19 protein-coding genes are annotated in these 25,737 nt (G+C 64.9%); 11 read left to right on the top strand and 8 right to left on the bottom strand.

Features of this window, described 5'->3' with window-relative positions; genetic code table 11:
- Positions 1-24 precede the first annotated feature (24 nt).
- The 3 genes from gndA (at position 25) to U0034_RS23110 (ending at position 3,011) form a co-directional block, all read left to right on the top strand.
- Positions 25-1,434: an NADP-dependent phosphogluconate dehydrogenase gene (gndA, locus tag U0034_RS23120; RefSeq protein ID WP_085229659.1), complete on the top strand. Its 1,410-nt coding sequence runs from the start codon at positions 25-27 to the stop codon at positions 1,432-1,434.
- 195 nt (positions 1,435-1,629) lie between these two features.
- A complete protein-coding gene (locus U0034_RS23115; protein WP_085229658.1) occupies positions 1,630-1,977 on the top strand; it encodes a DUF4148 domain-containing protein in 348 nt (115 codons plus the stop codon).
- 311 nt (positions 1,978-2,288) lie between these two features.
- Positions 2,289-3,011 carry a peptidoglycan DD-metalloendopeptidase family protein gene (locus tag U0034_RS23110; RefSeq protein ID WP_158243557.1) on the top strand — a complete coding sequence of 241 codons (723 nt, stop codon included), beginning with the start codon at positions 2,289-2,291 and terminating at the stop codon, positions 3,009-3,011.
- Positions 3,012-3,036: 25 nt separating this feature from the next.
- Here U0034_RS23110 and U0034_RS23105 read toward each other — a convergent pair whose 3' ends face one another.
- Positions 3,037-3,279 carry a hypothetical protein gene (locus U0034_RS23105; protein WP_085229656.1) on the bottom strand — a complete coding sequence of 81 codons (243 nt, stop codon included), beginning with the start codon at positions 3,277-3,279 and terminating at the stop codon, positions 3,037-3,039.
- Positions 3,280-3,520: 241 nt separating this feature from the next.
- Here U0034_RS23105 and U0034_RS23100 point away from each other — a divergent pair, with 241 nt between their 5' ends.
- On the top strand, positions 3,521-5,974 hold the full coding sequence (locus U0034_RS23100) for a glycogen/starch/alpha-glucan phosphorylase (protein WP_085229655.1): 2,454 nt from the start codon (positions 3,521-3,523) through the stop codon (positions 5,972-5,974).
- Here the strand turns inward: U0034_RS23100 and U0034_RS23095 are convergent.
- From U0034_RS23095 to U0034_RS23080, 4 genes are all read right to left on the bottom strand, one after another.
- Positions 5,962-6,345 (bottom strand): DUF6232 family protein, encoded by a 384-nt coding sequence (locus U0034_RS23095; protein WP_085229654.1) that lies wholly within the window; start codon positions 6,343-6,345, stop codon positions 5,962-5,964. The two genes, U0034_RS23100 and U0034_RS23095, sit on opposite strands and share 13 nt — an antisense overlap.
- A 202-nt stretch (positions 6,346-6,547) precedes the next feature.
- Positions 6,548-6,802, bottom strand: coding sequence for a DUF2866 domain-containing protein (locus tag U0034_RS23090; RefSeq protein ID WP_085229750.1), 255 nt, complete (start codon positions 6,800-6,802; stop codon positions 6,548-6,550).
- Positions 6,803-7,064: 262 nt separating this feature from the next.
- The gene (locus tag U0034_RS23085) at positions 7,065-8,180 is read right to left on the bottom strand and encodes a M14 family metallopeptidase (RefSeq protein WP_085229653.1); all 1,116 of its coding nucleotides are present in this window, start codon (positions 8,178-8,180) and stop codon (positions 7,065-7,067) included.
- Positions 8,181-8,361: 181 nt separating this feature from the next.
- Positions 8,362-9,144, bottom strand: coding sequence for an ABC transporter substrate-binding protein (locus U0034_RS23080; RefSeq protein ID WP_085229652.1), 783 nt, complete (start codon positions 9,142-9,144; stop codon positions 8,362-8,364).
- Between U0034_RS23080 and U0034_RS23075 the strand changes: the two genes are divergently transcribed.
- Complete coding sequence (locus U0034_RS23075) at positions 9,116-9,346, top strand: hypothetical protein (RefSeq protein ID WP_139831207.1); 231 nt, start codon at positions 9,116-9,118, stop codon at positions 9,344-9,346. The two genes, U0034_RS23080 and U0034_RS23075, sit on opposite strands and share 29 nt — an antisense overlap.
- A gap of 152 nt (positions 9,347-9,498) precedes the next feature.
- Here U0034_RS23075 and U0034_RS23070 read toward each other — a convergent pair whose 3' ends face one another.
- Together U0034_RS23070 and U0034_RS23065 are read right to left on the bottom strand one after the other, a co-directional pair.
- On the bottom strand, positions 9,499-10,965 hold the full coding sequence (locus tag U0034_RS23070) for an NAD-dependent succinate-semialdehyde dehydrogenase (protein ID WP_085229651.1): 1,467 nt from the start codon (positions 10,963-10,965) through the stop codon (positions 9,499-9,501).
- Positions 10,966-10,990: 25 nt separating this feature from the next.
- Positions 10,991-12,274: a 4-aminobutyrate--2-oxoglutarate transaminase gene (locus tag U0034_RS23065; protein WP_085229749.1), complete on the bottom strand. Its 1,284-nt coding sequence runs from the start codon at positions 12,272-12,274 to the stop codon at positions 10,991-10,993.
- 318 nt (positions 12,275-12,592) lie between these two features.
- On the opposite strand from U0034_RS23065, the gene U0034_RS23060 reads away from it, so the two are divergent.
- On the top strand, positions 12,593-13,633 hold the full coding sequence (locus U0034_RS23060) for a M14 family zinc carboxypeptidase (protein WP_085229650.1): 1,041 nt from the start codon (positions 12,593-12,595) through the stop codon (positions 13,631-13,633).
- A complete protein-coding gene (locus U0034_RS23055) occupies positions 13,630-14,403 on the top strand; it encodes an alpha/beta fold hydrolase (protein WP_085229649.1) in 774 nt (257 codons plus the stop codon). Before U0034_RS23060 ends, U0034_RS23055 begins: the two co-directional genes overlap by 4 nt.
- On the opposite strand, the gene U0034_RS23050 is transcribed toward U0034_RS23055, so the two are convergent.
- Positions 14,390-15,208 carry an alpha/beta fold hydrolase gene (locus U0034_RS23050; RefSeq protein ID WP_085229648.1) on the bottom strand — a complete coding sequence of 273 codons (819 nt, stop codon included), beginning with the start codon at positions 15,206-15,208 and terminating at the stop codon, positions 14,390-14,392. The genes U0034_RS23055 and U0034_RS23050 overlap by 14 nt on opposite strands.
- Positions 15,209-15,576: 368 nt before the next feature.
- Here U0034_RS23050 and U0034_RS23045 point away from each other — a divergent pair, with 368 nt between their 5' ends.
- The 4 genes from U0034_RS23045 (at position 15,577) to U0034_RS23030 (ending at position 25,709) form a co-directional block, all read left to right on the top strand.
- On the top strand, positions 15,577-20,439 hold the full coding sequence (locus U0034_RS23045) for an NAD-glutamate dehydrogenase (protein ID WP_085229647.1): 4,863 nt from the start codon (positions 15,577-15,579) through the stop codon (positions 20,437-20,439).
- Between the two features lie 157 nt (positions 20,440-20,596).
- Complete coding sequence (locus U0034_RS23040; protein WP_085229646.1) at positions 20,597-23,113, top strand: mechanosensitive ion channel family protein; 2,517 nt, start codon at positions 20,597-20,599, stop codon at positions 23,111-23,113.
- An 828-nt stretch (positions 23,114-23,941) separates the two neighbouring features.
- Positions 23,942-24,346, top strand: a complete 405-nt coding sequence (locus U0034_RS23035; protein WP_233212012.1) for an H-NS family nucleoid-associated regulatory protein — start codon at positions 23,942-23,944, stop codon at positions 24,344-24,346.
- Positions 24,347-24,644: 298 nt separating this feature from the next.
- A complete protein-coding gene (locus U0034_RS23030) occupies positions 24,645-25,709 on the top strand; it encodes a purine-nucleoside phosphorylase (protein WP_085229644.1) in 1,065 nt (354 codons plus the stop codon).
- The last annotated feature ends 28 nt before the right edge of the window (positions 25,710-25,737 follow it).

The following is a 25,737-nucleotide window of genomic DNA, read 5'->3' as shown; positions in this document are numbered from 1 at the left end:
CAGCCTTCCAAGGAGAATTCCACAATGGGCAAACCTGCCATCGGCGTCATCGGTCTCGCGGTCATGGGGCGCAATCTCGCGCTGAACATCGAGAGCCGCGGCCATACTGTCGCCGTCTACAACCGCAGCCGCGCGAAAACGGACGAACTGCTCGCGCAGTTTCCGGGGCGCCAACTCGTGCCGGCCTACACGCTGGAAGCATTTGTCGCTTCGCTCGAAAAGCCTCGCCGCATTTTGCTGATGGTGAAAGCCGGCGAGGCAACCGATGCGACCATTGCGGCGCTCAAGCCGTTGCTGGACGCCGGCGATATCCTCATCGACGGTGGCAATACGCATTTCACCGACACGATTCGCCGCAACCAGGAGCTGGCGAAGGCGGGCCTGCATTTCATCGGCACCGGCGTGTCGGGTGGCGAAGAGGGCGCGCTCAAGGGGCCGTCGATCATGCCGGGCGGGCAGCGCGAGGCTTACGACCTCGTTGCGCCGATCCTCACAGAGATTGCCGCAAAGGCGCCCGACGGCGAGCCCTGCGTGGCCTACATGGGCCCCGACGGCGCCGGACATTTCGTCAAGATGGTTCACAACGGCATCGAGTACGGCGACATGCAGCTCATCGCGGAAAGCTATTCGGTGCTCCAGCAAGTGGCGGGCTTGACGAACGCCGAGCTCGCGCGTGTCTACACCGAATGGAACGAAGGCGAACTCGACAGCTATCTGATCGAAATCACCGCAAGGATCTTTGGGCGCAAGGACGATGAAACGGGCCGCGAACTCGTCGATGTGATCCTCGACCGGGCTGCGCAAAAAGGGACCGGCAAGTGGACGAGCCAGAATGCGCTCGACCTGGGGGTGCCGTTGCCCCTCATCACGGAATCGGTATTCGCGCGCGTGCTGTCGTCGCTCAAGACACAGCGCGTCGCGGCGAGCAAAATCCTCTCCGGGCCGCGCCCCGCGCCCCGGCTCGAGGGCCGTGACGCATTCGTCGAAGCCGTGCGGCGCGCCCTTTACTTGAGCAAGGTGATCTCGTATGCGCAGGGTTTCGCGCAGTTGCGGGCCGCCTCGGAGGAATACGGCTGGAATCTCGAATTTGGTTCGATCGCGAAAATTTTCCGTGCAGGCTGCATTATTCGTGCGCGATTCCTGCAGAAAATCACCGACGCCTACGCGAAGAACTCCGCACTCGCCAACCTCTTGCTCGACCCGTATTTCCGGGAGATTGCCGAGCAATATCAGGCGGCGTTGCGCGAGGTCGTGATCGCTGCCGTGACCGCGGGCGTACCGGTACCGGCGTTCGCATCGGCCATTGCCTATTTCGACGGCTATCGCGCCGAGCGCCTGCCGGCGAACCTGATTCAGGCACAGCGCGATTTCTTCGGTGCCCACACGTTCGAGCGTATCGATAAGGAAGGCAGCTACCACGCTAATTGGGCGTAGCAAGACCCGGTGGACAGCAGGGTCTATTGTCACTGTTTTTGGCGGTAACGAATCGTTACAGGGCGTTATTGTTGCTCTCGGGGAAAAACTCTTTCATCAAATTAGTGGTTTTCCCTAGGTGATGCGCTGGCTAGACTGTGATCAATCGCTTCCGAACACGGTGTTCGGGGCGAAAACAAATTACGGAGGTCAGTCATGAAATCGCTCGCTTATGCCCTTATCGCCGCTACCGCTCTTTCGGTCCCGCTCGTCTCGATGGCACAAACCCAATCGAACGGCCCCGTGACGCGGGAGCAAGTCAAGCAAGACCTGATCCGCCTCGAACAGGCGGGCTACCGTCCGACCGGCCAGGATCCGTATTATCCGGCCGACATCCAGGCCGCCGAGCAACGCGTCGACGCGCAGCAAGGCGCCCAGGTGGCCGCTACGGCCGATACGTCGGGCTATGGTGGCTCGGCTGCCGACAACAGCCAGTCGGGCTCGGCGCAACAAAGCCGTCCGATGAATGTCGACGGTGTGCACCCGCTTTACTTCGGCCGCTAAGCGCAAGCTTGCGGTGTGAGGGAAGTCCGACGGATCGCCTTTGACGATTCGCCGGCATGCCCCAGGAAACTGGCTCGCTGCCCTTTGTCGGGGCGCGAGCCAGTTTCATTTCGGCCTCGCTTTGCCTCGGGGCGGTAAGATGTGCGATCCTCGACCCTCCAGTTGGTGCCGCATGGCTTGCGGCCACCCGGTCAGGGCGGCGCCCGCAAGTCGCGTGGCGCGGCCAAGGAAGCAAACAGCGTCCGACCAGCGAGGGTCGCGTGCACGAAAAGAGAGGTCGTGCACGGGCGCAACGCATCGATCGAGGGGAAATGATGACAACGACAAACACAACGGCTGCGGTGCCCGCCATTCGGGTGCGCACACTCACCCATATCGCGCTGACGGCGTGCATCGCGCTCGCGGCGGGATGCACGACGACCGATCAGTGGTTCGGCACCTCGTCCACCGGCTCGCAATCGAACGCGCGCCTCGCTCAGCCAGGCGTGCAGCCCGGCTATTACCGGGTCAACGCGGGCGATACGCTCGCCAGCGTCGCGGCCGGCTTCGGCCAACGGCAGCAGGACATCGCGGAATGGAACCGGCTGCCCATGACCGCTTTGCTCGTTCCTGGACAGGTGCTGCGCGTCGTGCCGCCGACCGGGGCGAATGCCAGTGTCTCGGGCGCCCCGGCCGTCCGTCTCGCGTGGCCTGCTTACGGGAACGTGCTGAAGCCGACGCAGGGCGCGGCGTCGAAAGCCATCATGATCGCGGGGCGTGCCGACGATCCCGTCAAAGCGGCGGCGGACGGTAACGTCATCTATATCGGCAATGCGGTGGAGCAGTATGCGACGCTGATCGTCGTCAAGCACAGCGATTCGCTCGTGACGGCGTATGCCGTGAACGGACCCGTCGCGGTGAAAGAGGGCGACACGGTTCGCAAGGGGCAGTCGATCGCCCAGATGGGCACCGACAAGACGGGCCGTGCGACCGTGCAATTCGAGATCCGGCGCGAGGGCACGCCGATGGATCCGCTCGCTTATCTGCCGCGCTGAAGTGGCCGAAACCGCATAGCGGCGGCTACGACGATATCGCGCTCAATACGATCGACATCTTGCGCAGATGCGCGCGGCAGGCATCGATCGTTTCCCGCTCGCTGTCAGCGCTCAGATGCGGCAGGTCGGCCTGTTCCACCTGCGCCTGAAAGTCGTCTATCGCGCGCTGGCGAATTTCGGGCGGCAGCGCCCGGATCAGCGACAGCATCAACAGCTCGTGCGAGTGCATCGTGCCGAGCACCGTGTGAATGTCCGTGCGCGTCGTCATGGCCGTCTCCGTTATAACCCGACCTGTTCATATTAGGCACGGCGCCTGCGCCATGCCAATGCGCAAGCACGCCCGCGTGCCGCCGGGCCTCTCGCCGCGAAGATTTTTTGCCGATTTATTTCGCAGCGGCGGGCGCCCCGTCCGCAGGCAAAAAGGCGTAACCTGAACGCCCAGCGGTTCGTGCATTCGTCTTTGCCGGCGAGAGCAAGGCGCATGCCGCCGCGCTGACAGGAGGGATTCGATGACAGCCGTCGACCTGGAATTCGATCAGCTCAACAGCACCGTCGATGCACTCAGACGCTCCATCTCCAACCGCTTGATGTACGGCGTCGGCAAGGACGCCGTGGCGGCCCGCCCGCAAGACTGGCTCAATGCCGCGGCGTTTGCCGTGCGTGACCGCCTCGTCGCGAGATGGATGAAAACCACGCGGCAGCAATACGAACAGGACGTCAAGCGCGTCTACTACCTCTCGATGGAATTCCTGATCGGGCGCACGTTCACGAACGCGCTGCTTGCACTTGGGATCCATGATCAGATGCACGAGGCGTTGGCGAGCGTCGGTGTGGACCTCGCGGCCATCACCGAACTCGAGCCTGACGCGGCACTGGGCAATGGCGGCCTGGGCCGCCTGGCTGCCTGCTTTCTCGACTCGATGGCGACGCTCGCGGTGCCCGGCTTCGGCTATGGCATTCGCTACGAGTACGGCATGTTCCGTCAGCAGATCGTGGGCGGCGAGCAGGTGGAGACCCCTGATTACTGGCTGCGCGCGGGCAACCCGTGGGAGTTCCCGCGCCCCGAGGTGCAATACGTCGTTCACTTCGGCGGGCGCACCGTCCAGCGCGAGCATGGTGTCGAGTGGACCGAGACCGAGCATGTCAACGCGATGGCATACGACACGGTGATCCCGGGGTTCGGGACGAGCGCGACCAATACGCTGCGGTTGTGGTCGGCGCGCGCGACCGAGGAACTCGATCTCTCGGCGTTCAACCAGGGCGACTACAGGCGCGCGGTCGAGGCGAAGGAATACTCGGAGAACGTCTCGCGGCTGCTTTATCCCGACGACTCCACGCCGGCAGGGCGCGAGTTGCGTCTTCGCCAGGAGTACTTTTTCGTTTCGGCGACGATGCAGGATCTCATCCGCCGCTATCAGCGCACGCACAGCACCTTTGGCCGCTTCGCGGAGAAAGTGGCGATTCACCTGAACGACACGCACCCGGTGCTCGCGATACCCGAGTTGATGCGGTTGCTCGTCGATGTCCATCATATTCCGTGGGAGCGCGCGTGGAAGATGGTCCACCAGGTGTTTTCCTACACCAACCACACGTTGATGCCGGAAGCGCTGGAAACCTGGGATGTCGATATGCTCGCGCGCCTCTTGCCGCGACATCTCGAGATCATCTTCGAGATCAACGCCAATTTCCTCAAAGTGGCGAGCGAGCACTTCGGCCATGACATCGATGTCATTCGCCGTATATCGCTCGTGGACGAATACGGGCAGCGGCGTGTGCGCATGGCGCATCTGGCCATTGTCGCGAGCCAGAAAGTCAATGGCGTATCGAAGCTGCATTCGCAATTGATGGAGCGCGAGTTCTTCAGCGACTTCGCACGGATGTTCCCCGAGCGTTTCACGAACGTGACGAACGGCATCACGCCGCGGCGATGGCTCGCGCAGGCGAGCCCGCCGCTCTCCTCGCTGATCGACAGCCGCATCGGTACGCGGTGGCGCACCGATCTGTTCGAGCTGGCGCAGTTGCGCACGCTCAAGGACGATCCCGCGTTCGCCTCGGAATTTCGTGCCGCGAAGCGGCGCAACAAGATTCGTCTGGCGCAGCGCCTGTTGCACGACACGGGCTGCACGATCCATCCCGATGCGCTGTTCGACATGCAGGTCAAGCGCATTCACGAGTACAAGCGGCAATTGCTGAACGTGCTGCATGTGATCGTGCGCTACAACCGCATTCGCGCGCATCCGGAGCGCGACTGGGTGCCGCGCGCGATCGTTTTCGCGGGCAAGGCCGCATCCGCGTACAAGATGGCCAAGACGATCATCCGGCTCATTGGCGACGTGAGTCAGAAGGTCAACAACGATCCGGCGATCGGCGATCTGCTGAAGGTCGTGTTCGTGCCGAACTACGGCGTGAGCGTCGCCGAGCTCATGATTCCGGCGGCGGATCTGTCCGAGCAGATTTCGATGGCAGGCACCGAGGCGTCGGGCACGGGCAACATGAAGCTCGCGTTGAACGGCGCGCTCACGATCGGCACGATGGATGGTGCCAACATCGAAATCTGCGAGGCCGTAGGGCGCGAGAATATGTTCATCTTCGGCCTCACTGCGAGCGAAGTCGGCGATCTGCGGGCGTCAGGCTACCGGCCGCGGCAGATCTACGAAGAGAACGAGGAATTGCGGCTCGCGCTCGATCAGATTCGTACGGGCTACTTTTCGGGTGGCGATTCGCATCGCTACTCCGATATATTCCATACGCTCGTGGACTGGGGCGACCATTACATGGTGCTTGCCGATTTCGGTGCCTATGCGCAGGCGCAGGACGCCGTGGACGCGCGCTTTCGCGATCCGCGCGCGTGGACGGCCAGCGCGGTCGAAAACGTTGCCGGCATGGGGCAGTTTTCGTCGGATCGCACGATTTCCGAATATGCGCGCGAAATCTGGCGCGTGAGGCCGCTTCAGACCGATTGAGTGCGCGCGAGCGCGTCGTGCACGGCTTGGCCGACGCGCTCGACGAATTCGATGTCGGTGCTCGTCAGCGCTTCGCGTTCGCCCGTTGCGGTCCGAATCATCAGGCGGTGCGTGATGTCCTGCACGTACCACGCAAGCGCCCCCACGACGACGAGCATGACGCCGATCACGAGCAGCGAGCCCATCTCGAGTACGCCGCCGGTGGCCGCCGTTGCCGCACCGATGAGTGCGACGACGAGGGGCAAGGCCTTGTTCTTGTGAACGGTGACGACGCGCAGTGCTTGAATGTCGCGCAGCGCGAAAAGCTGGCCGCCCGCGCTGAGGCCGTTGCGGGTGATCGTCACGCCGCGTTCGTTGAACGAATTTTCCATCGGATGAGGTGCTGACAGGCCAAGTGGAAGACTACGGCCTGAAAGCGTAGCAGAGAACGCGCGCCGCTCAAACCGCGGCGCACATGTCACTCATGACGCCCATGGTGCCTGCGACGCCGATGACGCGTACGGTTTTGGGCACGGACACGACGGATCGCCGTGTTCGTACGCCTGGACGGACTGGCATGCAGCGTGAGCGGCGTCAGCGCGGTTCGTCGAAGTAGATGCGGCCGGGGATGTGGGCGGCAACGTGGCGCGCGATTTCTGCCGCGCTGAGTTCCGCCGGCACGACGCACCGATGCGACGGCGCATCTTTCGTTACCGTCCATTCGACGAGCCGATAGGTACGGCCCCACGGGCGCTGCACGGGTTGCGAGACGCGGCAGCTCTGCACAGGCAACGCATGCTGACGCTTGAGCATCGTGCGCACATGTTTGAACACGGAATCTTCTATCATCGCCGTATCCGTTTGCGACACCTCATGGGCCCAGCAGGCGCCGCACGAAGAAGACAAAAAGATGCCGCCGATACTCCGGCGGCTCAACAGGGGGTGGTATGGATGGTCATAGTCTCAGCGCAGAATTAAGCCAAACTTAAGAGGCGCGTAAAAAAGCCCGCTGAAAGCGGGCCGATTGTTACCGAGGGTAACCGGTGCGGTGCGTTGCGATGCCGGCGCGGTATGTTCGCGCGCCGCTCGCTCGCGTTCGCGTTCGCGTTGCTCAAGGCGAGAGCAGGCTTCCCGTGCGGAAAGCGGTTGCGCCGGCAATGCGCGCGATCTCCATGCCGGCCGTGGCAAAGCGCGCCCGGTGGCGCGCATAGAGCACGCCGGGCGTGCCCGCTGTCACGGTGGCGACTTGATCGGCGAGCGGATCGACGATGTCGGCCACGGGCTGTCCGGCCTCGATCCATCGGCCCACGTTCGCGCGGAACACGACGACGCCCGACATCGGTGCAACGAGCGGCTCGGTGCCGGCGAGCGGCGTGGCCGCGAAGGCGAGCGGCGGCAACGGCGCCGCGGTACCTTCGACGATCCCGCGCTGCGTGAGGTATTCGATGATTGCCTGGGAGTCGTGCTCGGCATCCTCGTACGAGACGTCGGCTTGGCCGCGCAATTCGACGGTGACCGAAATGCCGCCATTGGGAATGGGATGGCGCTCGCCGAAGCGCGCGCGCAGCTCCGACCAGCAGAAGCTGTGAATTTCGTCGAACGGATTGCCGACCGAGTTGAGGGCGAGCAGCGAAGCCTTGGCGTCGAGATAGCGGGCGAGCGGCTCCACGTCCTCCCAGAGGTCCGGGTTCGTATAAAGGTGCATCGCGCCTTCGAAGTCGCAGTGCAGATCGAGCACGATGTCCGCGTCGTACGAAAGCCGCTGCAGCGCGAGGCGCTGCGATTCGAGTTCGGTGCGCGGTTTTTGCTCGTCGAGCGCTTCGCGCATCGCCGCGCGGATCGCCTGCATGTTCGCGCGGGCGTCGTTGCCGAGGCGGCTTTCGATGCGCGGCATTACGAGCGCGGCCAGATCGTAGAAGTTGCGGTTGAAGTTGCTGGCCGAATTCGTTTCAAAGCGGCCGATCATCTGGCCGAGTACGTGCTGGCTAAGTCCGATCGGATTGGGCACGGGTACGACGACGATCTCGCCGCGCAGCTTGCCGGCTTCCTCGAGTGCGGTGAGCTTGCGCCGCAGCGCCCATGCCACGAGCATGCCGGGCAGTTCGTCCGCGTGCAGCGACGATTGGATGTATACCTTTTGAGCACCGCCCGGGCCGTAATGGAAGCTTTGCAGATGGCGCCCGGTGCCGAGCGAAGGGGAAATCAACGGATGGATTCGTGTTTGCATGTTTGCTGACGCCGCGGGGTCGCGAAGGACATGAAAGCGCAAGGCATTCGATTGTACGTCGGTGCGCCGCCGGGCGCATACAAACGAAAAGGCCCCGCGTCGCGCGGGGCCTCGAGCAGCGCGGCCGGGTTGCGGCACGGACGAGCCGTACCGCAATGCCCGCGATGCATTACTTGCCGTATTACTTGCCGTAGACGTCGAAATCGAAGTACTTCTTCTGGATTTTGTCGTACGTGCCGTCAGCGCGGATTTCGTCGATCGCCTTGTCGATCTTCGCCTTCAGGTCGGTGTCCTGCTTGCGCAGACCGATGCCGGCGCCTTCGCCGAGCACCTTCGGATCGTTGAGGTCTTCGCCGACGAGTTGATAGCCGGCGCCGCGCGGCGTCTTGAGGAAGCCGATTTCAGCTTGCACCTTGTCTTGCAGGGCGGCGTCGAGCCGGCCCGAGAGCAGATCCTGATAGACCTGGTCCTGGTTCTGGTACGGCGTAACCTTCACACCCGCCTTTTCCCAGTAGGTCTTCGCATAGGTTTCCTGAATGGTGCCCTGCTCGACGCCGACCGTTTTGCCCTTGAGCGAGTCAGCCGTCGGCTTCAGCGGCGAGCCCTTCTTGGCCACGAGGGCGGTCGGCGTATTGAAGAGCTTCTTCGAGAATGCGATTTCCTTTTCCCGAGCGGGCGTCATCGACATCGACGACAGCACGCCATCGAACTTCTTCGCCTTCAACGCGGGGATCATGCCGTCGAAGTCGTTCTCGATCCACACGCACTTCGCATTCACACGCTTGCAGATTTCGTTGCCGAGATCGATATCGAAGCCGACGAGCTTGCCGTCCGGGGCTTTCGATTCAAACGGCGCGTAGCTGGCGTCCACGCCAAAGCGGATTTCCTTCCATTCTTTCGCTTGTGCAACGCCCGCCGAAACGGCGAGCGCGGCGATGGCTACTGCGGCGAATATTTTCTTCACGTTGACTCCTCGAAGCGGTTTGGTCGTGCCCCATGGCGGTCGTGCCGCACGGGGGCTGTTGATTCTCAAGGCTGCCGGCGTCGGCAGCGAGCGCGGCGCCAAGCATACCAAGCCAAAAATGATGGCCGCGGTAGTAAAACACCGGTTGGCGTGGAAATGCAACGGTTTCCAGCTCGGTTCGAGGCGTTTTTCGAATGAATGACCCGGCTGTGTCGAAAAAGCGCAGCCGGAGTCGATAGTCAGGAACGATGGACGCAGCCGGGGGAGGGGTCGTCGGCTATCGGTGCAGCGCGGGCCGGCGGCGGCAAAGGCATTTCCAATGCTTCGCCACCTGCCGGCCTTGGCGGCTCGGGGTCAAATGCCGAGGCAGAGGTACTTGACGACGACGTACTCGTCGATGCCGTAGTGCGAGCCTTCGCGGCCGATGCCCGATTGCTTGACGCCGCCGAAAGGCGCGACCTCGTTGGAAATGAGGCCCGTATTGATGCCGACCATGCCGTATTCGAGCGCTTCGGCCACGCGCCAGACGCGGCCGACGTCCCGGCTGTAGAAGTAGGCTGCGAGACCGAACTCCGTGTCGTTGGCGAGCCGGACCACTTCGTCGTCCGACGCGAACCTGAACAGCGGCGCCACCGGACCGAACGTTTCCTCCTTCGCCACGCGCATGGCCGGGGTTACGCCTGTGAGCACCGTCGGCTCGAAGAAGCTGTAGCCCAAAGCATGGCGTTTGCCGCCCGTAGCCACGTGCGCGCCCTTGGCGAGCGCGTCTTCGATATGCGCCTCGACCTTCTGCACGGCCGCCTCGTTGATGAGCGGCCCCTGTACGACGCCGGCCTCGGTGCCGCGCCCGACCTTCAACTGTTCGACTGCCGCGCGCAGCTTTTCGGCAAACGCGTCGTACACGCGCTCATGCACGTAAAAGCGGTTCGCGCAGACGCAGGTTTGCCCGCTGTTGCGGTATTTGGAGGCGATCGCCCCCGTGACGGCGGCGTCCAGATCGGCATCGTCGAACACGATGAACGGCGCGTTGCCGCCGAGTTCGAGCGAGACCTTCTTGACGGTGGCGGCGCATTGCGCCATCAGCAGCCGCCCGATCGCGGTCGACCCCGTGAACGAGAGCTTGCGTACGAGCGGGTTGGCGGTCAGCTCGCCGCCGATTTCCTTGGGCTCGCCCGTCACGATGCTCAGCACGCCCGCGGGCAGGCCGGCGCGCTCGGCGAGCGCCGCGAGTGCCAGCGCCGAAAGCGGCGTGGCTTCGGCCGGCTTGACGACGATCGGGCAGCCGGCCGCGAGCGCGGGGCCGACCTTGCGCGTGATCATCGCAGCGGGAAAATTCCACGGGGTGATGGCCGCGCAGACGCCGACCGGCTCCTTGACCACCACGATGCGCCTGTCGTTCGCGGGGCTCGGGATCGTGTCGCCATAGACGCGCTTTGCTTCCTCGCCGAACCACTCGAGAAACGACGCTGCGTACTGGATCTCCCCCTTGGCCTCGGCAAGCGGCTTGCCTTGCTCGGCCGTCATGATCTGCGCGAGATCGTCGGCGTGGGCGATCATCAGGTCGTACCATTTGCGCAGGATGGCCGCGCGGGCCTTCGCCGGCTGCGCGCGCCACGCGGGCCACGCGGCGTTTGCCGCTTCGATCGCACGGCGCGTTTCGGCGGCGCCCATCTTCGGCACGGTGGCCAGCACCCGCCCCGTGGCCGGATTGCGGACTTCGAACGTCGCGCCGCCTTGCGCATCCTGCCATTCGCCCGCCACGAACGCCTTGGTTCGCAGCAGGGACGGGTCCTTCAGTTCGATCGATTCGAAATTGAGCATATCGACTCCCAACGAGAACGAGCGCTTACGCCAGCGCGCCGACGCAGTCCTTCAGTGCTTCCTCGAGCAGCCCGAGTGCTTCGTCGAAGACGGCCTCCTCGATCGTCAGCGGGAAGAGGAAGCGAATGACGTTGCCGTACGTGCCGCATACGAGCAGCAGCAGGCCGCGCTCGAGCGCCAGTTGCTGCACGCGCTTGGTAAATGCGGCGTCGGGCGCCTGCGTGCCCGGCGAGAGAAACTCCGCGGCAATCATCGCGCCGGGGCCGCGAACGTCGGCAAGCTGCGGCACGTCGGCCTTCAAGGCTTCGAGGCGCGCTTTCAGGCGCGAGCCGAGCGTGACGGCCCGTTCGCAAAGCTTTTCCTCGTCGATCACGTCGAGCACGGCGTGCGCGGCGGCCAGGGCCAGCGGGTTGCCGGCATAGGTACCGCCGAGCCCGCCGGGCGCGGCGGCATCCATTGTTTCGGCACGGCCGACGACGCCCGAAAGCGGCATGCCGCCCGCAAGGCTCTTGGCCATCGTGATCAGGTCGGGCGCCACGTCGTAATGCTCCATCGCAAAGAGCTTGCCCGTGCGCGCGAAGCCGGTCTGGACTTCGTCGGCGATCAGCAGGATGCCGTGCGCGTCACAGATGCGGCGCAGGCCGCGCACGAAGTCGGCCGGGGCGGGATAGAAGCCGCCTTCGCCTTGCACCGGCTCGAAGATGATCGCGGCCACGCGCGCGGGATCGATATCGGCCTTGAAGAGCGTTTCGATCGCCTGCAGCGAATCGGCGGTCGACACGCCATGCAGCGGGTTGGGGAACGGTGCGTGGAACACGTCCGACGGGAACGGGCCGAAGTTGAGCTTGTACGGCGCCACTTTGCCCGTGAGCGCCATACCCATCATCGTGCGGCCGTGAAAGCCGCCCGCGAATGCGATGATGCCGGGGCGGCCGGTAGCCGCGCGCGCGATCTTCACCGCGTTTTCGACGGCTTCGGCGCCCGTCGTGAAGAAAGCCGTTTTCTTGACGAATTGGCCGGGGGCGCGGCGGTTGATCTTCTCGGCCAGTTCGACGTACGACGCGTAAGGAACGATCTGATAAGCGGTATGCGTGAAGCGGTCGAGCTGCTCGCGCACAGCCGCCACGACGCGCGGGTGGCGATGGCCCGTGTTGACGACGGCGATGCCGGCCGCGAAGTCGATGAAGCGCCGGCCCTCGATGTCCCAGAGTTCGGCGTTTTCGGCGCGGGCAGCATAGAAATCGCACATCACACCGACGCCGCGCGGTGTCGCGGCGTCTTTGCGGGCCTTCAGTTCGAGATTCGTCACGGTATTCTCCTCGCGTTGGCGTTTGCTCGGTCGCAATCGGCGGCAAGCCTGCGCGGCGTTGCCTGTCACGGGGACTATAGCCAGCTTTGGCTCTTTCGATCAGAGCCATTTTCAAAAAAACGAGGGAGCCAATTGGTGGGCGCAAGCCCTGGCTGCGGCTTACTTCGGACGGATCGCCGGCCGCGGTGCGGGCGCCTTCGTCGTGACGTCGAAAAATGCCTCGGCTACGAACCGCTATGGCCGCGCGGACAACCTATATTGATTGCATCGAGGTGCGGTGCGCCCGCACCTGTCAGTCCGACGCGCGGCGCTCATGCGATGACGGCCATTCTTACCTCCTTGCCCGAGACGACGTTCGCGGAATATGACGCGCTGCGTGCCATTCTGGACGCCGGCAGCGGGCACATGGCAGTCGGCATCGCCGGGGAAGTGGAGGCGGAGGGCCGCCGGTTCGCCGTTCACGTCGCGACGATGGGATCGACCGACCCGCGCGCGCCGGCCATCGGATTTTTCGCGGGAATCCATGGGCTCGAGCGGATCGGTACGCAACTGCTGCTCGATTACATGCGCGTGCTGCTGCGCCGGCTCGAATGGGACGAGTTGTTGTACGAGCAGTTGCAATCGGTTCGCCTCGTGTTCATGCCGATCGTCAATCCCGGCGGCATGTGGGCGATGCGGCGCTCCAATCCCAATGGGGTCGACCTGATGCGCAACGCACCGCACAGTGCCGAGGGGCGCGTGCCGTTTCTCGCGGGCGGGCAACGCCTGGGCCCCTGGCTGCCCTGGTACCGCGGCCGGCATGGCGCCCCAATGGAGCACGAGGCGGCGCTGCTCATGCGCGTGGTGGAGGAGGAACTGATTTCTCGCCCGTTGAGTCTCGCGCTCGACTGTCATTCGGGCTACGGCTTTCGCGACAGCATCTGGTTTCCCTATGCCAAATGCACCCGGCACATCGCACATCTGCCCGAGATGTTCGCGCTGAAGGCGATGCTCGAAGGCGCTCATCCGCACCACGGCTATTTGTTCGAGCCGCAAAGCGTGCAGTATCTGGCGCATGGCGACCTGTGGGACTACGCATACGACCGCGCCCGGCCGCCCGCGATCTTCCTGCCGCTCACGCTGGAGCTCGGTTCGTGGCTCTGGATCCGCAAGAATCCGATGCAGATCCTGCGGCGGGAAGGGATCTTCAATCCGATCAAGGCGCATCGTACCGAACGTGTGCTGCGCCGCCACGCCGATTTGTTCGACTTCCTCGCGCGTGCCGCTTATGGGGCCCAACGATGGCTGCCCGAAGGGGCCGGACGCCAGCAGTTGATGACGCGGGCGATCGAGCATTGGTACAGGAGGCGCCGCCCATGAGCGCCTGGGTCCTGGTGCGCGGCCTGACGCGCGAAGCGCGGCATTGGGCAGAGCTGCCGCGGCAGATGGGCGAGGCAGGCGTCGAGGGCGAGGTGCTGAGCGTCGATCTGCCCGGCTGCGGCGAGCATGCCGCCGTAAGGGCACCGTTGGCCGTGGGCGGCATGACCGAGTTCGTGCGACGCGATCTGGCGGCTCGCGGATACGCGCCGCCTTATCGCTTCGTCGCCTTGTCGCTCGGCGCCATGGTCGCCGTCGATTGGGCCCGGCGTTTTCCGGGAGAGGTCGAGCGGCTCGTGCTCATCAATACGAGCCTGCGTCCGTTCAGCGGGCCGCTCGCGCGGCTGCGTCCCGGCGCGTGGCCGGCGCTGCTGCTTGCGGCGGCGCGATGGCGCTCGCGCCGCGCGGCTGAAGCCGCGATTCACGCCGTCACGTGCGAGCGGCGCGACAAGATCGATACCGATCTCGCGCAGTGGATTGCGATCTACCGGAGCGCGCCCGTCAGCCGCGCGAACGCGTTGCGGCAACTGGTGGCCGCGGCGCGGTTTCGAGCGTCGCGGGAGGCCCCGCCGTGTCCGGTGCTGATCGTTTCGTCGCGCGAGGATGCGCTCGTCGACTCGGCCTGCTCCACGGCGATCGCGCGAGCCTGGGATGCCGAGCATCGCATCCATTCCTGGGCCGGGCACGATCTGCCGCATGACGATGCCGGGTGGCTCGCGACCGCCATCGCCGAATGGGCCTGTGCGGTGCGGCGCCCGGTCAGCCTGCCGTAGCGCCTTGGTGCTCGCCCTGCCAGCGTTCGGAGAATGTCAGGATCAGCTCGGCAAGACGTGCCGGTTGCTCGAGGGCGCTGCCGTGGCCCCCTTCGATTTCGACGAACGCCGCGCCGAGGCGCTGCGCCAGTTGCCGGCCCTCCCCGACCGGTGTCAGTGCATCGTCGGCCGAGGAGACGACGAGCGCCGGCGCGGGCGAAATGTCGAGCGAGCGTCCGTCGAACGCCTCGATGGCCGCGAGCTGGCGCGCCTGGTCGCTCGCGGTCTGCGGCGCCGGCGACGATTTCACCGCCGTTTTGAATGCCTCGATGTTGCCGGGGGTGGCCAGCCACGCGCTACCTGCTACCCAGGGCAGGACGGTGTCGACGATCAAATCGATGTCGACGCCGGCATGGCGCAAGGCAAGCGCCGAGCGCAGCGCCAGCTGCGCCTTCGGGCTGAACAACTGAGTCGAGTTGACGATGACGCTCGGCCCGCACGAGGACGCAAAGCGCGCGCGCATCGTTTGCACGATCGCTCCGCCCATCGATTGGCCGACGACGGTCGGCTTGGTGAGGCCCAGATGGCGAATCAACGCGGCTGTGTCGCCGGCCAGCGTGTCGATGGAAAACGGCCTGCCGCCGTCCTTCGAGAGCCCCACCGCGCGGTTGTCGAAAACGACGACTTGCCGATGCGGCTGCAACTCGCGGCAAACGTCGCTCCAGAACGTATGGTCGCAGGTGTAGCCGGCAACGAGCACGACGGGCTGGCCTTGCCCGTGCACTTCGTAGTACTGATCGATATCGGCCGATGTGAAATACGGCATGGGTTTTCTCCTTCGATGCGGACCGGGCGGCGGCAGCTCATGCGAAAGCGATGGGGGAACCCCGAAGGGGGAGCCGATGCACGCGTCGGCAAAGAGCGTATTGTCGACCGGCGCGTGGGCACAGGCGAATTTTCTGAGATACGTGGGCGCAAGCTGGCGAGGGCTGCCCGGCGCGGCATATCGCGGTCATGCGGCGGCCGCGAGCGTCGGCGTTGGGTGTGGCGTTGGGTACGGCGATTGCGTGCCGGTTGGCCCGGCGTCGCCCCGGGGGAAGGGTCCGCGACACGCCGGACTGCCCGGCGCATAATGCGGTTGGCGCAGCCGTCAGGCCGAAATCCAGCAGAACGCCCCCCGTTGCGGAGGACCTCATGCAAGCGAAGAACGAAGAAGCCGTTGCGCATTTGCTGGCCGATGTCGTCGAATACGCGAAGAGCCGCTGGCCCGCGGACGCGTTCGATCCCATCGAGTCCTTTCTGCGCTTTTACTACGAACTCGCCGATACGCAGGATCTGCAAAGCCGCGGTCTGGCCGACCTCTATGGGGCGGCCATGGCGCATTGGCAGGCGGCCCGGAAATTCGTCTCCGGCAGCCATGTATTGCGCGTCTACAATCCGGTGGTGGACGAGCACGGCTGGCACTCCGACCACACGGTCATCGAGATCGTCAATGACGACATGCCGTTTCTTGTCGATTCGGTCACGATGGAGGTCAATCGCTGCGGATTTACGCTGCACTCCGCCATTCACCCCGTGTTTCGGGTCTGGCGCGACACCACGGGCGCGATCGAGCGTGTGGAGCCCGGGGTCGCCGGCCGCCCCGACGACGAATCGCTGCGTCATTCGCGGCTCGAATCGTTCATTCACTTCGAGATCGACCGTTGCGGCGACGCGGCCCGCCTCTCGCAACTGCGCGCCGACATTTCACGCGTGCTCGGCGACGTGCGCGCGGCCGTCGAAGATTGGCCGCGCATGATCGATACCGCACGGCAGACCATCAAGCGCATGTCCGCGCGCGATCTGGGGCCGGACGGCAACGAAGCCCGCGCGTTCCTCGAATGGATGGTGGCCGACCATTTCACGTTCCTCGGCCAGCGCGACTACGCGCTCGTCGATCTCGACGGCGGAGGGCGCGGGCTGCGCCCGATCCCGGGCACCGGCGCCGGTATTCTGCGCGACGACCTGCGCCCCCCCGATGCCGTGCAGGTCACGCCGCTGCCTGCCACGGCCGCGAGCATCATCGAAGAGCCGATGCCGATTTTTCTGACGAAGGCCAATTCGCGCGCCACCGTGCATCGCCCCGGGTATCTCGACTACGTGGGCCTGAAGCTCGTGGACGAGACGGGCAAGATCGTGGGCGAACGCCGCTTCCTCGGCCTTTACACGTCCACTGCTTACACGGGCTCCAGCGCCGACATTCCGATCGTGCGCCGCAAGTGCGCCAACATCATGCAGCGCGCCGGCTTTCTGGCCAAGGGCCACTTGCACAAGTCGCTCGTCACCGTGCTGGAGCAGTACCCGCGCGACGAACTCTTTCAGGCCAACGAGGACGATCTGTACGATATCGCTCTCGGCATCCTGCGGCTGCAGGAGCATCAGCGCACGCGGCTTTTCGTTCGGCGCGACCGCTTCGAGCGCTTTGTCTCCTGTCTCGTGTTCGTGCCGCGCGAAAAATACAACACCGACTTGCGGCGGCGTATGGCAAAGCTGCTCGCGGGCGCATTCAACGGTACCAGCGTCGAATTCACGCCGTTCCTGTCCGAGTCGCCGCTCGCGCGCATTCACATCGTCGTGCGGACGGGGACGGGTGTGATGCCGCAAGTCGATACGAGCGAACTCGAGGCGCGGCTCGTCAACGTGACACGGCGCTGGCAGGACGATCTCGCCGACGCGCTGCTCGAACGCTTCGGAGAAGAGCAGGGCAACTTGCTGCTGCAGCAATACGGCGAGTCGTTTCCGGCCGGCTACCGCGAGGATTATGCGGCGCGCACAGCCGTGCGCGATATCGAGCTGGTCGAGGCGGCGCGCGCCGCCGATGCGCTCTCGATGAACCTGTATCGTCCCATCGAGGCCTCGCCGCGCCAGTTCCGCTTCAAGGTTTATCGGGTGGGCCAATCGATTGCGCTGTCGCGCAGCCTGCCGATGCTCGAGCATCTCGGCGTGCGCGTGGACGAGGAGCGCCCCTATCTGATCGAGCCGCAAGGCGCGCCTTCGGCATGGGTGCACGATTTCGGCCTCGAACTGACCGACGAGGTGGAGTTCGACATCGAGCGCGCGAAGTCGCTGTTCGAGGACGCTTTTGCGCACGTATGGGCTGGCGAAGCGGAAAACGACGATTTCAACCGGCTCGTGCTGCGCGCGCAACTTGGCGCACGGGAGGTGTCGATACTGCGGGCCTACGCGAAGTATCTGCGGCAAGTGGGTTCCACGTTCAGCGATGCCTATATCGAGCGCGCCGTCACCGGCAACGCAGGCCTCGCGCGCAAGCTCGTGGAGCTCTTTCTCGCGCGTTTCGATCCCTCGCTCGATGCGGCGCGCGAGGCCCGCACCGAGATGCTCGAGAAAGAGATCGAGGCCGGCCTCGATCAGGTGCCGAATCTCGACGAAGACCGTATCCTGCGCCAGTTCCTCGGCGTGGTGACGGCCACGCTCAGGACGAACTATTTCCGGCGCGACGCGGCGGGCAAGCCGCTGCCGTACATTTCCTTCAAGCTCGATCCGGCGCGTGTGCCGGGGCTGCCCGAGCCGAAGCCGATGTTCGAAATCTGGGTCTACTCGCCGAGCGTCGAGGGCGTCCACCTGCGCGGCGGGCGCGTCGCGCGTGGCGGCCTGCGCTGGTCCGATCGCCGCGAGGATTTCCGCACGGAGGTGCTCGGGCTCATGAAGGCCCAGATGGTGAAAAACGCCGTGATCGTGCCGGTCGGCTCCAAGGGCGGTTTCGTCGTCAAGAACCCGCCGCCAGCCGGCGATCGGGAGGCGGTGCTGCGCGAAGGCGTACGCTGCTATCAAATGTTCCTGCGCGGGCTGCTCGATGTGACCGACAACCGGCGCGCGGGGGCGATCGTGCCGCCGCCCGGCGTGGTGCGCCACGATGGCGACGATCCCTATCTTGTCGTCGCGGCGGACAAGGGCACTGCGACGTTTTCCGACTACGCGAACGCGATCGCGCGCGACTACGGGTTCTGGCTCGACGATGCCTTCGCATCGGGCGGCTCGGTGGGTTACGACCACAAGAAGATGGGGATCACGGCGCGCGGCGCCTGGGAATCCGTCAAGCGGCACTTTCGCGAGATGGGCGTCGATACGCAGACGACGGACTTCACGGTGGTGGGCGTAGGCGACATGTCGGGCGACGTGTTCGGCAACGGCATGCTCTTGTCGCGCCATATCCGGCTCATTGCCGCATTCGATCATCGCCACATTTTTCTGGACCCGGACCCCGATCCGGTGTCGAGCTTCGAGGAACGGGCGCGGCTCTTCTCGCTCGAGCGCTCGAGCTGGGCCGATTACGACACATCGCGCCTTTCCACGGGCGGCGGGGTGTTCCCGCGCAGCGCGAAAACCATTGCGCTTTCGCCGGCGGTGCGCGCGGTATTGGGCATCGAGGCCGTGGCACTCGCGCCGAACGAACTCATCCGCGCGATCTTGCTTGCGCCCGTGGACCTGCTATACAACGGCGGGATCGGCACCTACGTGAAATCGGCGCGCGAAACGAACGCGCAGGTTGGCGATCGTACCAACGACGCAGTGCGCGTCAACGGAGCCGATCTGCGCGCGAAAGTGGTGGCCGAAGGCGGCAATCTCGGGTTCACGCAGCTGGGCCGGATCGAGTTCGCGCAAAAGGGCGGCCGCATCAATACGGATGCAATCGACAATTCGGCCGGCGTCGATTGCTCCGATCACGAGGTCAACATCAAGATCATGCTCGGGCTCGTAGTGGCCGACGGTGAGATGACCGAAAAGCAGCGCAACACGCTGCTCGCGGAGATGACTGACGAGGTCGGGCAACTCGTGCTGCGCGACAACTATCAGCAAACGCAGGCGCTGTCGATCGCCCGCCGCTACTCGGCCGAGTTGCTGGACGACGAAGTCCGGCTGATTCGCGCCCTCGAGCGGGCGGGCCGGCTCAATCGCGCGATCGAATTTCTGCCCGGCGACGAGGAAATCGCCGAGCGTCAATCGGCCAAGACCGGCTTGACGTCGCCCGAGCGCGCCGTGTTGCTCGCCTACAGCAAGATGTGGCTCTATGACGCGTTGCTCGACTCGGCGCTGCCCGAAGACCCGCTCGTCGCAGACATGTTTCGCGAGTATTTCCCGCGTGCGCTGCAAGCGCGCTTTGCCCAGACGAGCGAACGCCATCCGCTGCGGCGGGAAATTCTGTCGACGCATCTGGCCAATGCGCTTGTGAATCGCGTCGGCTGTGCGTTTGTGCACCGGCTTCAGGAAGAGACCGATGCGAAGCCGGCCGACATCGTGCGCGCGTCGATCATGGCGCGCGACGTGTTCGATATCGACGATGTCTGGCAGCGGGTAGACGGGCTCGACAACAAGGTGGCCGACGACGTGCAGGCTGGCATGCTCGTGGACGTGGCAGGGCTCGTCGAGCGCTCGGCGCTCTGGTTCCTGCGGCATTGGCAGGCGGACGCGGCCGCGCGCGATGCAGACGGCGCGGCGGAGCTGATCGCACGTTGCCGCGACGCGGCGGCGCGCATCGGGCCGGAGCTGGACCGGCTGCTGCCCGAGGCACAGCGCGAATCGCTGGCGGAGCAGCGCCGGGCACTCGAGGCGGCCGGGGTGGACGCCGATCTGGCGATGCGCGTGGCGCACGGCCGGATCGCCGCCTCAGTGCTCGATATCGCCGACATCGCGGCGACTGCGGGCCATCCGCTCGAACTCGTCGCGGGCGTCTATTTCTGCCTCGGCACGATGCTGAGCGATGCCTTCGTGGTGGAGCGTGCAGCCGCGCTACCGGCCCATACGCATTGGGACGTGCTCGCTCGCGCCTCGGCACTGGCCGAGTATGCGAGGCTCAAGCGGGCGCTGACGGCGAGCGCGCTCGCGCAGGTCGAGCCGCGTGCGGATGCGCAGGCGATCGTCGCCCTATGGCAGGAAAAGCACGCCGATGCCCTCGATCGATACGGCCGCGTGCTCGCGGAGCAGCGGGCCACGGCGGGTGCGAGCCTCTCCATGCTGCTCGTGCTCGTGCGCGAAATGGCCACGCTCGAGCGCACGTAGCCCCGGTTATTCGATACCGCGGTGGCACAGTGTTTGCTGCCTTGCGCGCTGCACTGAACTGCTGGCGCGACCCGGGGTCGTACCGAAATACCGGGCGGCGCCGCGCGCAGTAAACGGCGTGCGGCGCCGCCGCCTCCGTGCCGTGTTCCGAACGTCTATGCGCAAACTGACCGCAGCCGTATTTTTCTTTTTCCTGTCGACCGTCGTGGCCTACGCTGCCGCCGCCTCCGCGCCCACTGGGGCATCGGGCACCGCGGCATCGGCCGGCGCGTCCAATCCCTCGCCCGTGACGCTGACGCCCGATGAGGCGAAGCGCGCGCTCGACGCCATCAACGATCCGAAGTCGCGCGCGCGTATTTCCGACACGCTGCGCGCCATTGCCGCGGCGGGTGCGCTGAGTGCGCCACCGGAGCAGGCGAGCGCGGCCTCGTCCGCGGCGCCCGCGAGCGGCGCCTCGGCGGTGCTCGCGGCCATCTCCGAGAACGGGCTCGTGTCTCAGCTCGCGCGCCAGACGGCGGTCAGCCTGCGCAATGCCGCCGTGTCCGTGCGCCGCTCGATGGCGGCCTTGCTCGACGTGCACTCGGTGCGCGCGTGGTGGCGCAACGAGTTTTCGAACTCGGCGGGCCGCGCGCAGTTGCGCTCGCTCGCGGGTACGCTGTGCGCGGCCTTGCTGCCCGCGTGGCTCATAGGCATCTTCATTGGCCGCCTGATGAAAAAGCGAATCGACGCGCTGGCTGGCGAGCGCGCGATGAACGAAACGAATGTCGCCGACAGTGCCGAGACGGCTGATGCGGCTGATGCGGCTGATCAGGCAGCCGCCGAAACCGAACAGGCGATCAAACAGGCCGGCGCGCAAACGATCGATCCGAATGCCGCGCGCGAGGCGCGCAGCCAGCGCAACGCCGCCCACGCGGGCCGCCATTGGTCGCTGCTGCAGCGGCTGCCGTTCGCGCTGCTGCATACGCTGCTCAAGGCGGTGCCGGTGGTGGTGACGATCGCCATTGCCGTGCTCGCGATGTCGGCTCTGACCGATGACGGCACGGCCGAGGAGCGCGTGCTCGACACCCTGATCGAGGTGTATGCGATCGCGCGCGCCATCATGCTCGTCGGCGGATTGTTGTTCGCCTGCGATGCGCCGCGCCTGCGTCTGCTGCCGATGTCCGACGCTTCGGCAGCGTCGGTCGAGCGCTGGCTGAACCGCCTCGTCGTCGTGGTGGGTACGGGCATCGCGCTCGCGGAGGCGCCCGTACCGCTCGGCTTGTCGGCCGAGGCGCACCTCGGCATCGTCAAGGCCGTCAGCCTGATCGGCCACATCATGGTCGCGCTTCTGATTCTTCAGGTACGGCGGCCAGTCGCGCAGTGGATTCGCACGTCCACCTCCCATTCGCGTGGGCTGTCGCTCGCCGGGCACTGGCTTGCAGACGCCTGGGCCTTCCTCGCGATATTCGTGGTCATGGCGCTGTGGTTCGTATGGGCGCTCGACGTGCGTGACGGCTATCGCGTGCTGCTCGGCCGGGGTGGGGCGTCGGTGGCCGTGCTGATCGGGGCGCGGTTCGTCGCGATCGTCACGTTCGGCGTGCTCGGCCGGATATTCCGCTATGGCGACGGGCAGATGGGCTCGATCGCGCTGACTCGCGCGCATCGGTATTACCCGTTGCTGAGGCGGGCGATTTCGATCGCTATCGTGCTCGTCGCGCTCGATCTGCTGCTCTCGGTCTGGGGCATTCATCCCTGGCAGGCGATCCTCGCGAAGGGCGTGGGCAAGCGCCTCGTGTCGGCCTGCGCGACGGTTGGTATCGCGGCTGTGGTGGCGATCGTCGTCTGGGAGGCGATCAACGTCTCGATCGAGCGCCGGCTCGGCAAATGGACCGCGGCTGGCGATCTGATCCGGGCCGCGCGGCTGCGTACATTGCTGCCGATGTTCCGCACGATGCTTTTCATCGGCATCGCGCTCGTGGTCGGCCTCACGGGCCTGAGCGAGATCGGCGTGAATATCGGGCCGCTGCTTGCGGGCGCGAGCATTTTCGGCGTAGCGATCGGCTTCGGCTCGCAAAAGCTCGTGCAGGACTTCATCACCGGCATGTTCCTGCTGATGGAAAACGCGATGCAGGTGGGCGACTGGGTGACCGTGGCGGGCGTATCGGGCACGGTGGAGTACCTGTCGATCCGCACCGTGCGCCTGCGCGCCGGCGACGGCTCGCTCCATACCATTCCGTTCAGCTCGGTGACGACGGTCAACAATTCGAACCGCGGCCTCGGCAATGCTTCGGTGAAAATCGCCATCGCGTTCGATCAGGACGTCGACTTCGCGGTGCAAACGCTGAGCGAAATCGGTGCGTCGCTGCGCGAAGATCCGCAGTTCAAGGACGGTATCGTGTCGGACTTCAGTTTCTGGGGCGTGGATCAGGTCGACGGTGCAACGGTCACGCTGCTTGGCCAGATGCAGTGCCGCGACACGGCGCGCTGGCCCGTGCAGCGCGAATTCAACCGGCGCATTCTGAAGCGGTTCCGCGAGCGCGGAATCCAGATCGCCAATCCGCTGCGCACCGTGGTCGTGCGCGGCGACGCCGGGCAACCCGAGGGCGGGCTCGACGATGGCGATGGCGGGCCTCCCGCCCGTTCGGAGGGCGGCGCGGCGCCGCAAGGCAAGCCCAATGCGCCTCATCGCGGGTAGGGCGGATGATGCGAGGTGGGCCGACGCTCGCCGGCGCCGTGGCTCTACGAAGCAGTGGGAGAGGCTATGGCGCAAGGCGGGGGGCGAGCCCAGTGATGACGTTCCGGTTTGGTGGTTTGTGCGAGAGTAAACGACGCGAGGCCTACGCAAGAGCATTGGGCTGGTTTTCGTGGCACCACTCATGGCCGCGTCGCTGTCATGGTTGGGCGACCGGCTGCTAAAAACGTCGATTACGGCTTCCCCGGACTTCGAATACCCGCATTCGCTGGTCTTTGTGCTTTAGCGCTTTCTATGTATCGGTTGAAGGGAAAGCTGAAATATCTTTATCGCGCAGCGGAAATAGCGTTCGCGTCAGCGGTTATCAGCCAAGCTGCACGTCAGGTTCGAGACCACGGCGTAACGGCTTGGACAGTCGCAGCGGCGGCAGCGTATATGCTTGTTCGGGGCTTGAAAATTTGGCGGCGAGATACCAAAATCCACCCCAGTCTGTGCCACAGTCCAACGGGCAAGATTCGCTATGGCGTTGCCCGCAGTTGCCCGCAGTTGCCCGATTGATAAGTGGATGTGCGAGCGGCCAGAAGGCAGGCGACATCCCTCTCGTGGAGGTCGAAGCGGGCGTTCGTCTCAATACGCGGTAACCCGGACGGCTATAAACGGAGCGGCGAGTACCAAGCGCTGCGGTACACTGATTCCGGGGCAGCCTCGAGAACCGGCAATTTCCACGTCAGAACGGCCCGGACTCCGGGGCAGCCTCTTCTGGATCTTGCACCAAAGCAACGACGGGCCAAATGAATGCGGTGCGGCGTAAGCCGCATCTGCTTGTTCGCGGTGCGCGGCAGCTGGCGAGCGCACTGTCAATCGACAAATGACAACGGTAGGGAACACTTGATGACGGTGAAGGGAAGAATTCCAGATGAAGCAGCCCGCGAGCGGCTGATCATATGGATTCGCCGGCGTATGGCGGAATTCGGTATCACGCCTGAAGCGATTGCGGACTCGATTCAGCGCGATTTCGACAACCGTCCGCGCTATCGCGATGCCCGCGGCAACGAATGGAATGGGCAGGGCCCGATGCCCGATTGGCTGCTCGCCGCAAAGCATGCCGGCGTAAGCCCGGACTTTTTTCGCATTGAGTCGCCGCAGCAGGGAGCGGGTGCCGGGCGCAACGTCGATGCGCGGCAACTCGACTTATTTTTCGCGCCTGAGGTCGCAAAGCGGGGGCAGGTGACATGACGATCGCCTGACCTCTCCGTCGTCGCGGTTCCTGCTCGAAGAGGCAGCGACGCTGCGAAAGCGGTCATTTCTTGAGAAGGCGTCAGCCGTAAAAAGGTCTCTGCGAGCGGGGGATCTCGGCTCGCCGCGTCAACGGATACTCCCGCTGTGCACTTTTCCTACACAACGCCCCCTTATTAATGGTGTCGCGACGGCCCGTTGAATGCGCCCTATACTGAGCCCGCTGACGCCGCAATACATTCGGCGCCGGCAGTAGCGAGCGGTTTTCTTTCACAATCACGAATCAAAAGGAACGCCTATGCTCACTCGCTCCATTTTGTCGATCGGCGCTCTGGCGCTGGCGGCCTGCGCGGCTACCGCCTCCAATGCGCAGGACAGCGACAACAGCAGCTTTGCGGAATCGCGCACGCACGGCCGGCCGGTGAAAGTCATGATCATTTCGATGTTCGCGCCGGAAGGGCAGGTATGGCTCGACCGTCTCGGCCCGTGGGAAGCGATCAAGGTTGCGGGCTTGTCTCCCGATTATCCCGAGATCCATTGCAACCGGCAGGACGTCTGCGTCATGACGACCGGAATGGGGCACACCAATGCGGCGGCCTCGACGATGGCGCTGGCATTCTCGCCGCGCTTCGACCTGAGGCGAACGTATTTTCTCGTCGCCGGCATTGCCGGCATCGACCCGGCGCAAGGCACGGTCGGCTCGGCGGCCTGGGCGAAGTATCTCGTCGACTTCGGCATTCAATGGGAACTCGACGGGCGTGAAATACCGTCCGGCTGGACTACCGGATATCTGGGCATCAACACGAAGGACCCGACGCAAAAGCCGCCGCTCGACTATCGGACAGAGGTATTCCAACTCAATACGAAGCTGGCCGATACGGCGTTCGCGCTCTCGCGCGGCGTGACGCTTTCCGATAGCCCTGAGGCGCAGGCGGCCCGTGCCAAGTACAACTACGCGCCGGCAAACCGTCCGCCGACGGTGATCCAGTGCGACACGCTGGCGGGCGATACATGGTGGTCCGGTACGCTGCTCGGCGAGCGCGCGCGCCAATGGACGAAAATCATGACCGACGGCAAGGGCGTGTATTGCACGACACAGCAGGAAGATAACTCGACCTACGAGGCGCTGTCGCGCGCGGCGAGCGCGAATCGCGTCGATCTGAGCCGGGTGGCCGTGCTGCGCTCGGGCTCCGACTTCGATCGGCCCTATGCAGGGCAAACGAGTGCCGACAATCTGCTCAACTATGCGGCGCAGGGCGGCTTCCAGCCCGCGATCACGAATCTTTTTCTAGCCGGTAATCCGCTCGTACAGGATATCGCGACGCATTGGGGCGAGTGGCGCAGCGGAGTGCCGCAGCGCTGAGGGCAGCGTTCGCCGCGGCGCTCAACTG

The organism is Trinickia caryophylli, assembly GCF_034424545.1.
Classification (GTDB): domain Bacteria; phylum Pseudomonadota; class Gammaproteobacteria; order Burkholderiales; family Burkholderiaceae; genus Trinickia; species Trinickia caryophylli.
The sequence above is the reverse complement of the archived record's forward strand: the minus strand, read 5'-3'. Positions and strand labels throughout refer to the sequence as shown.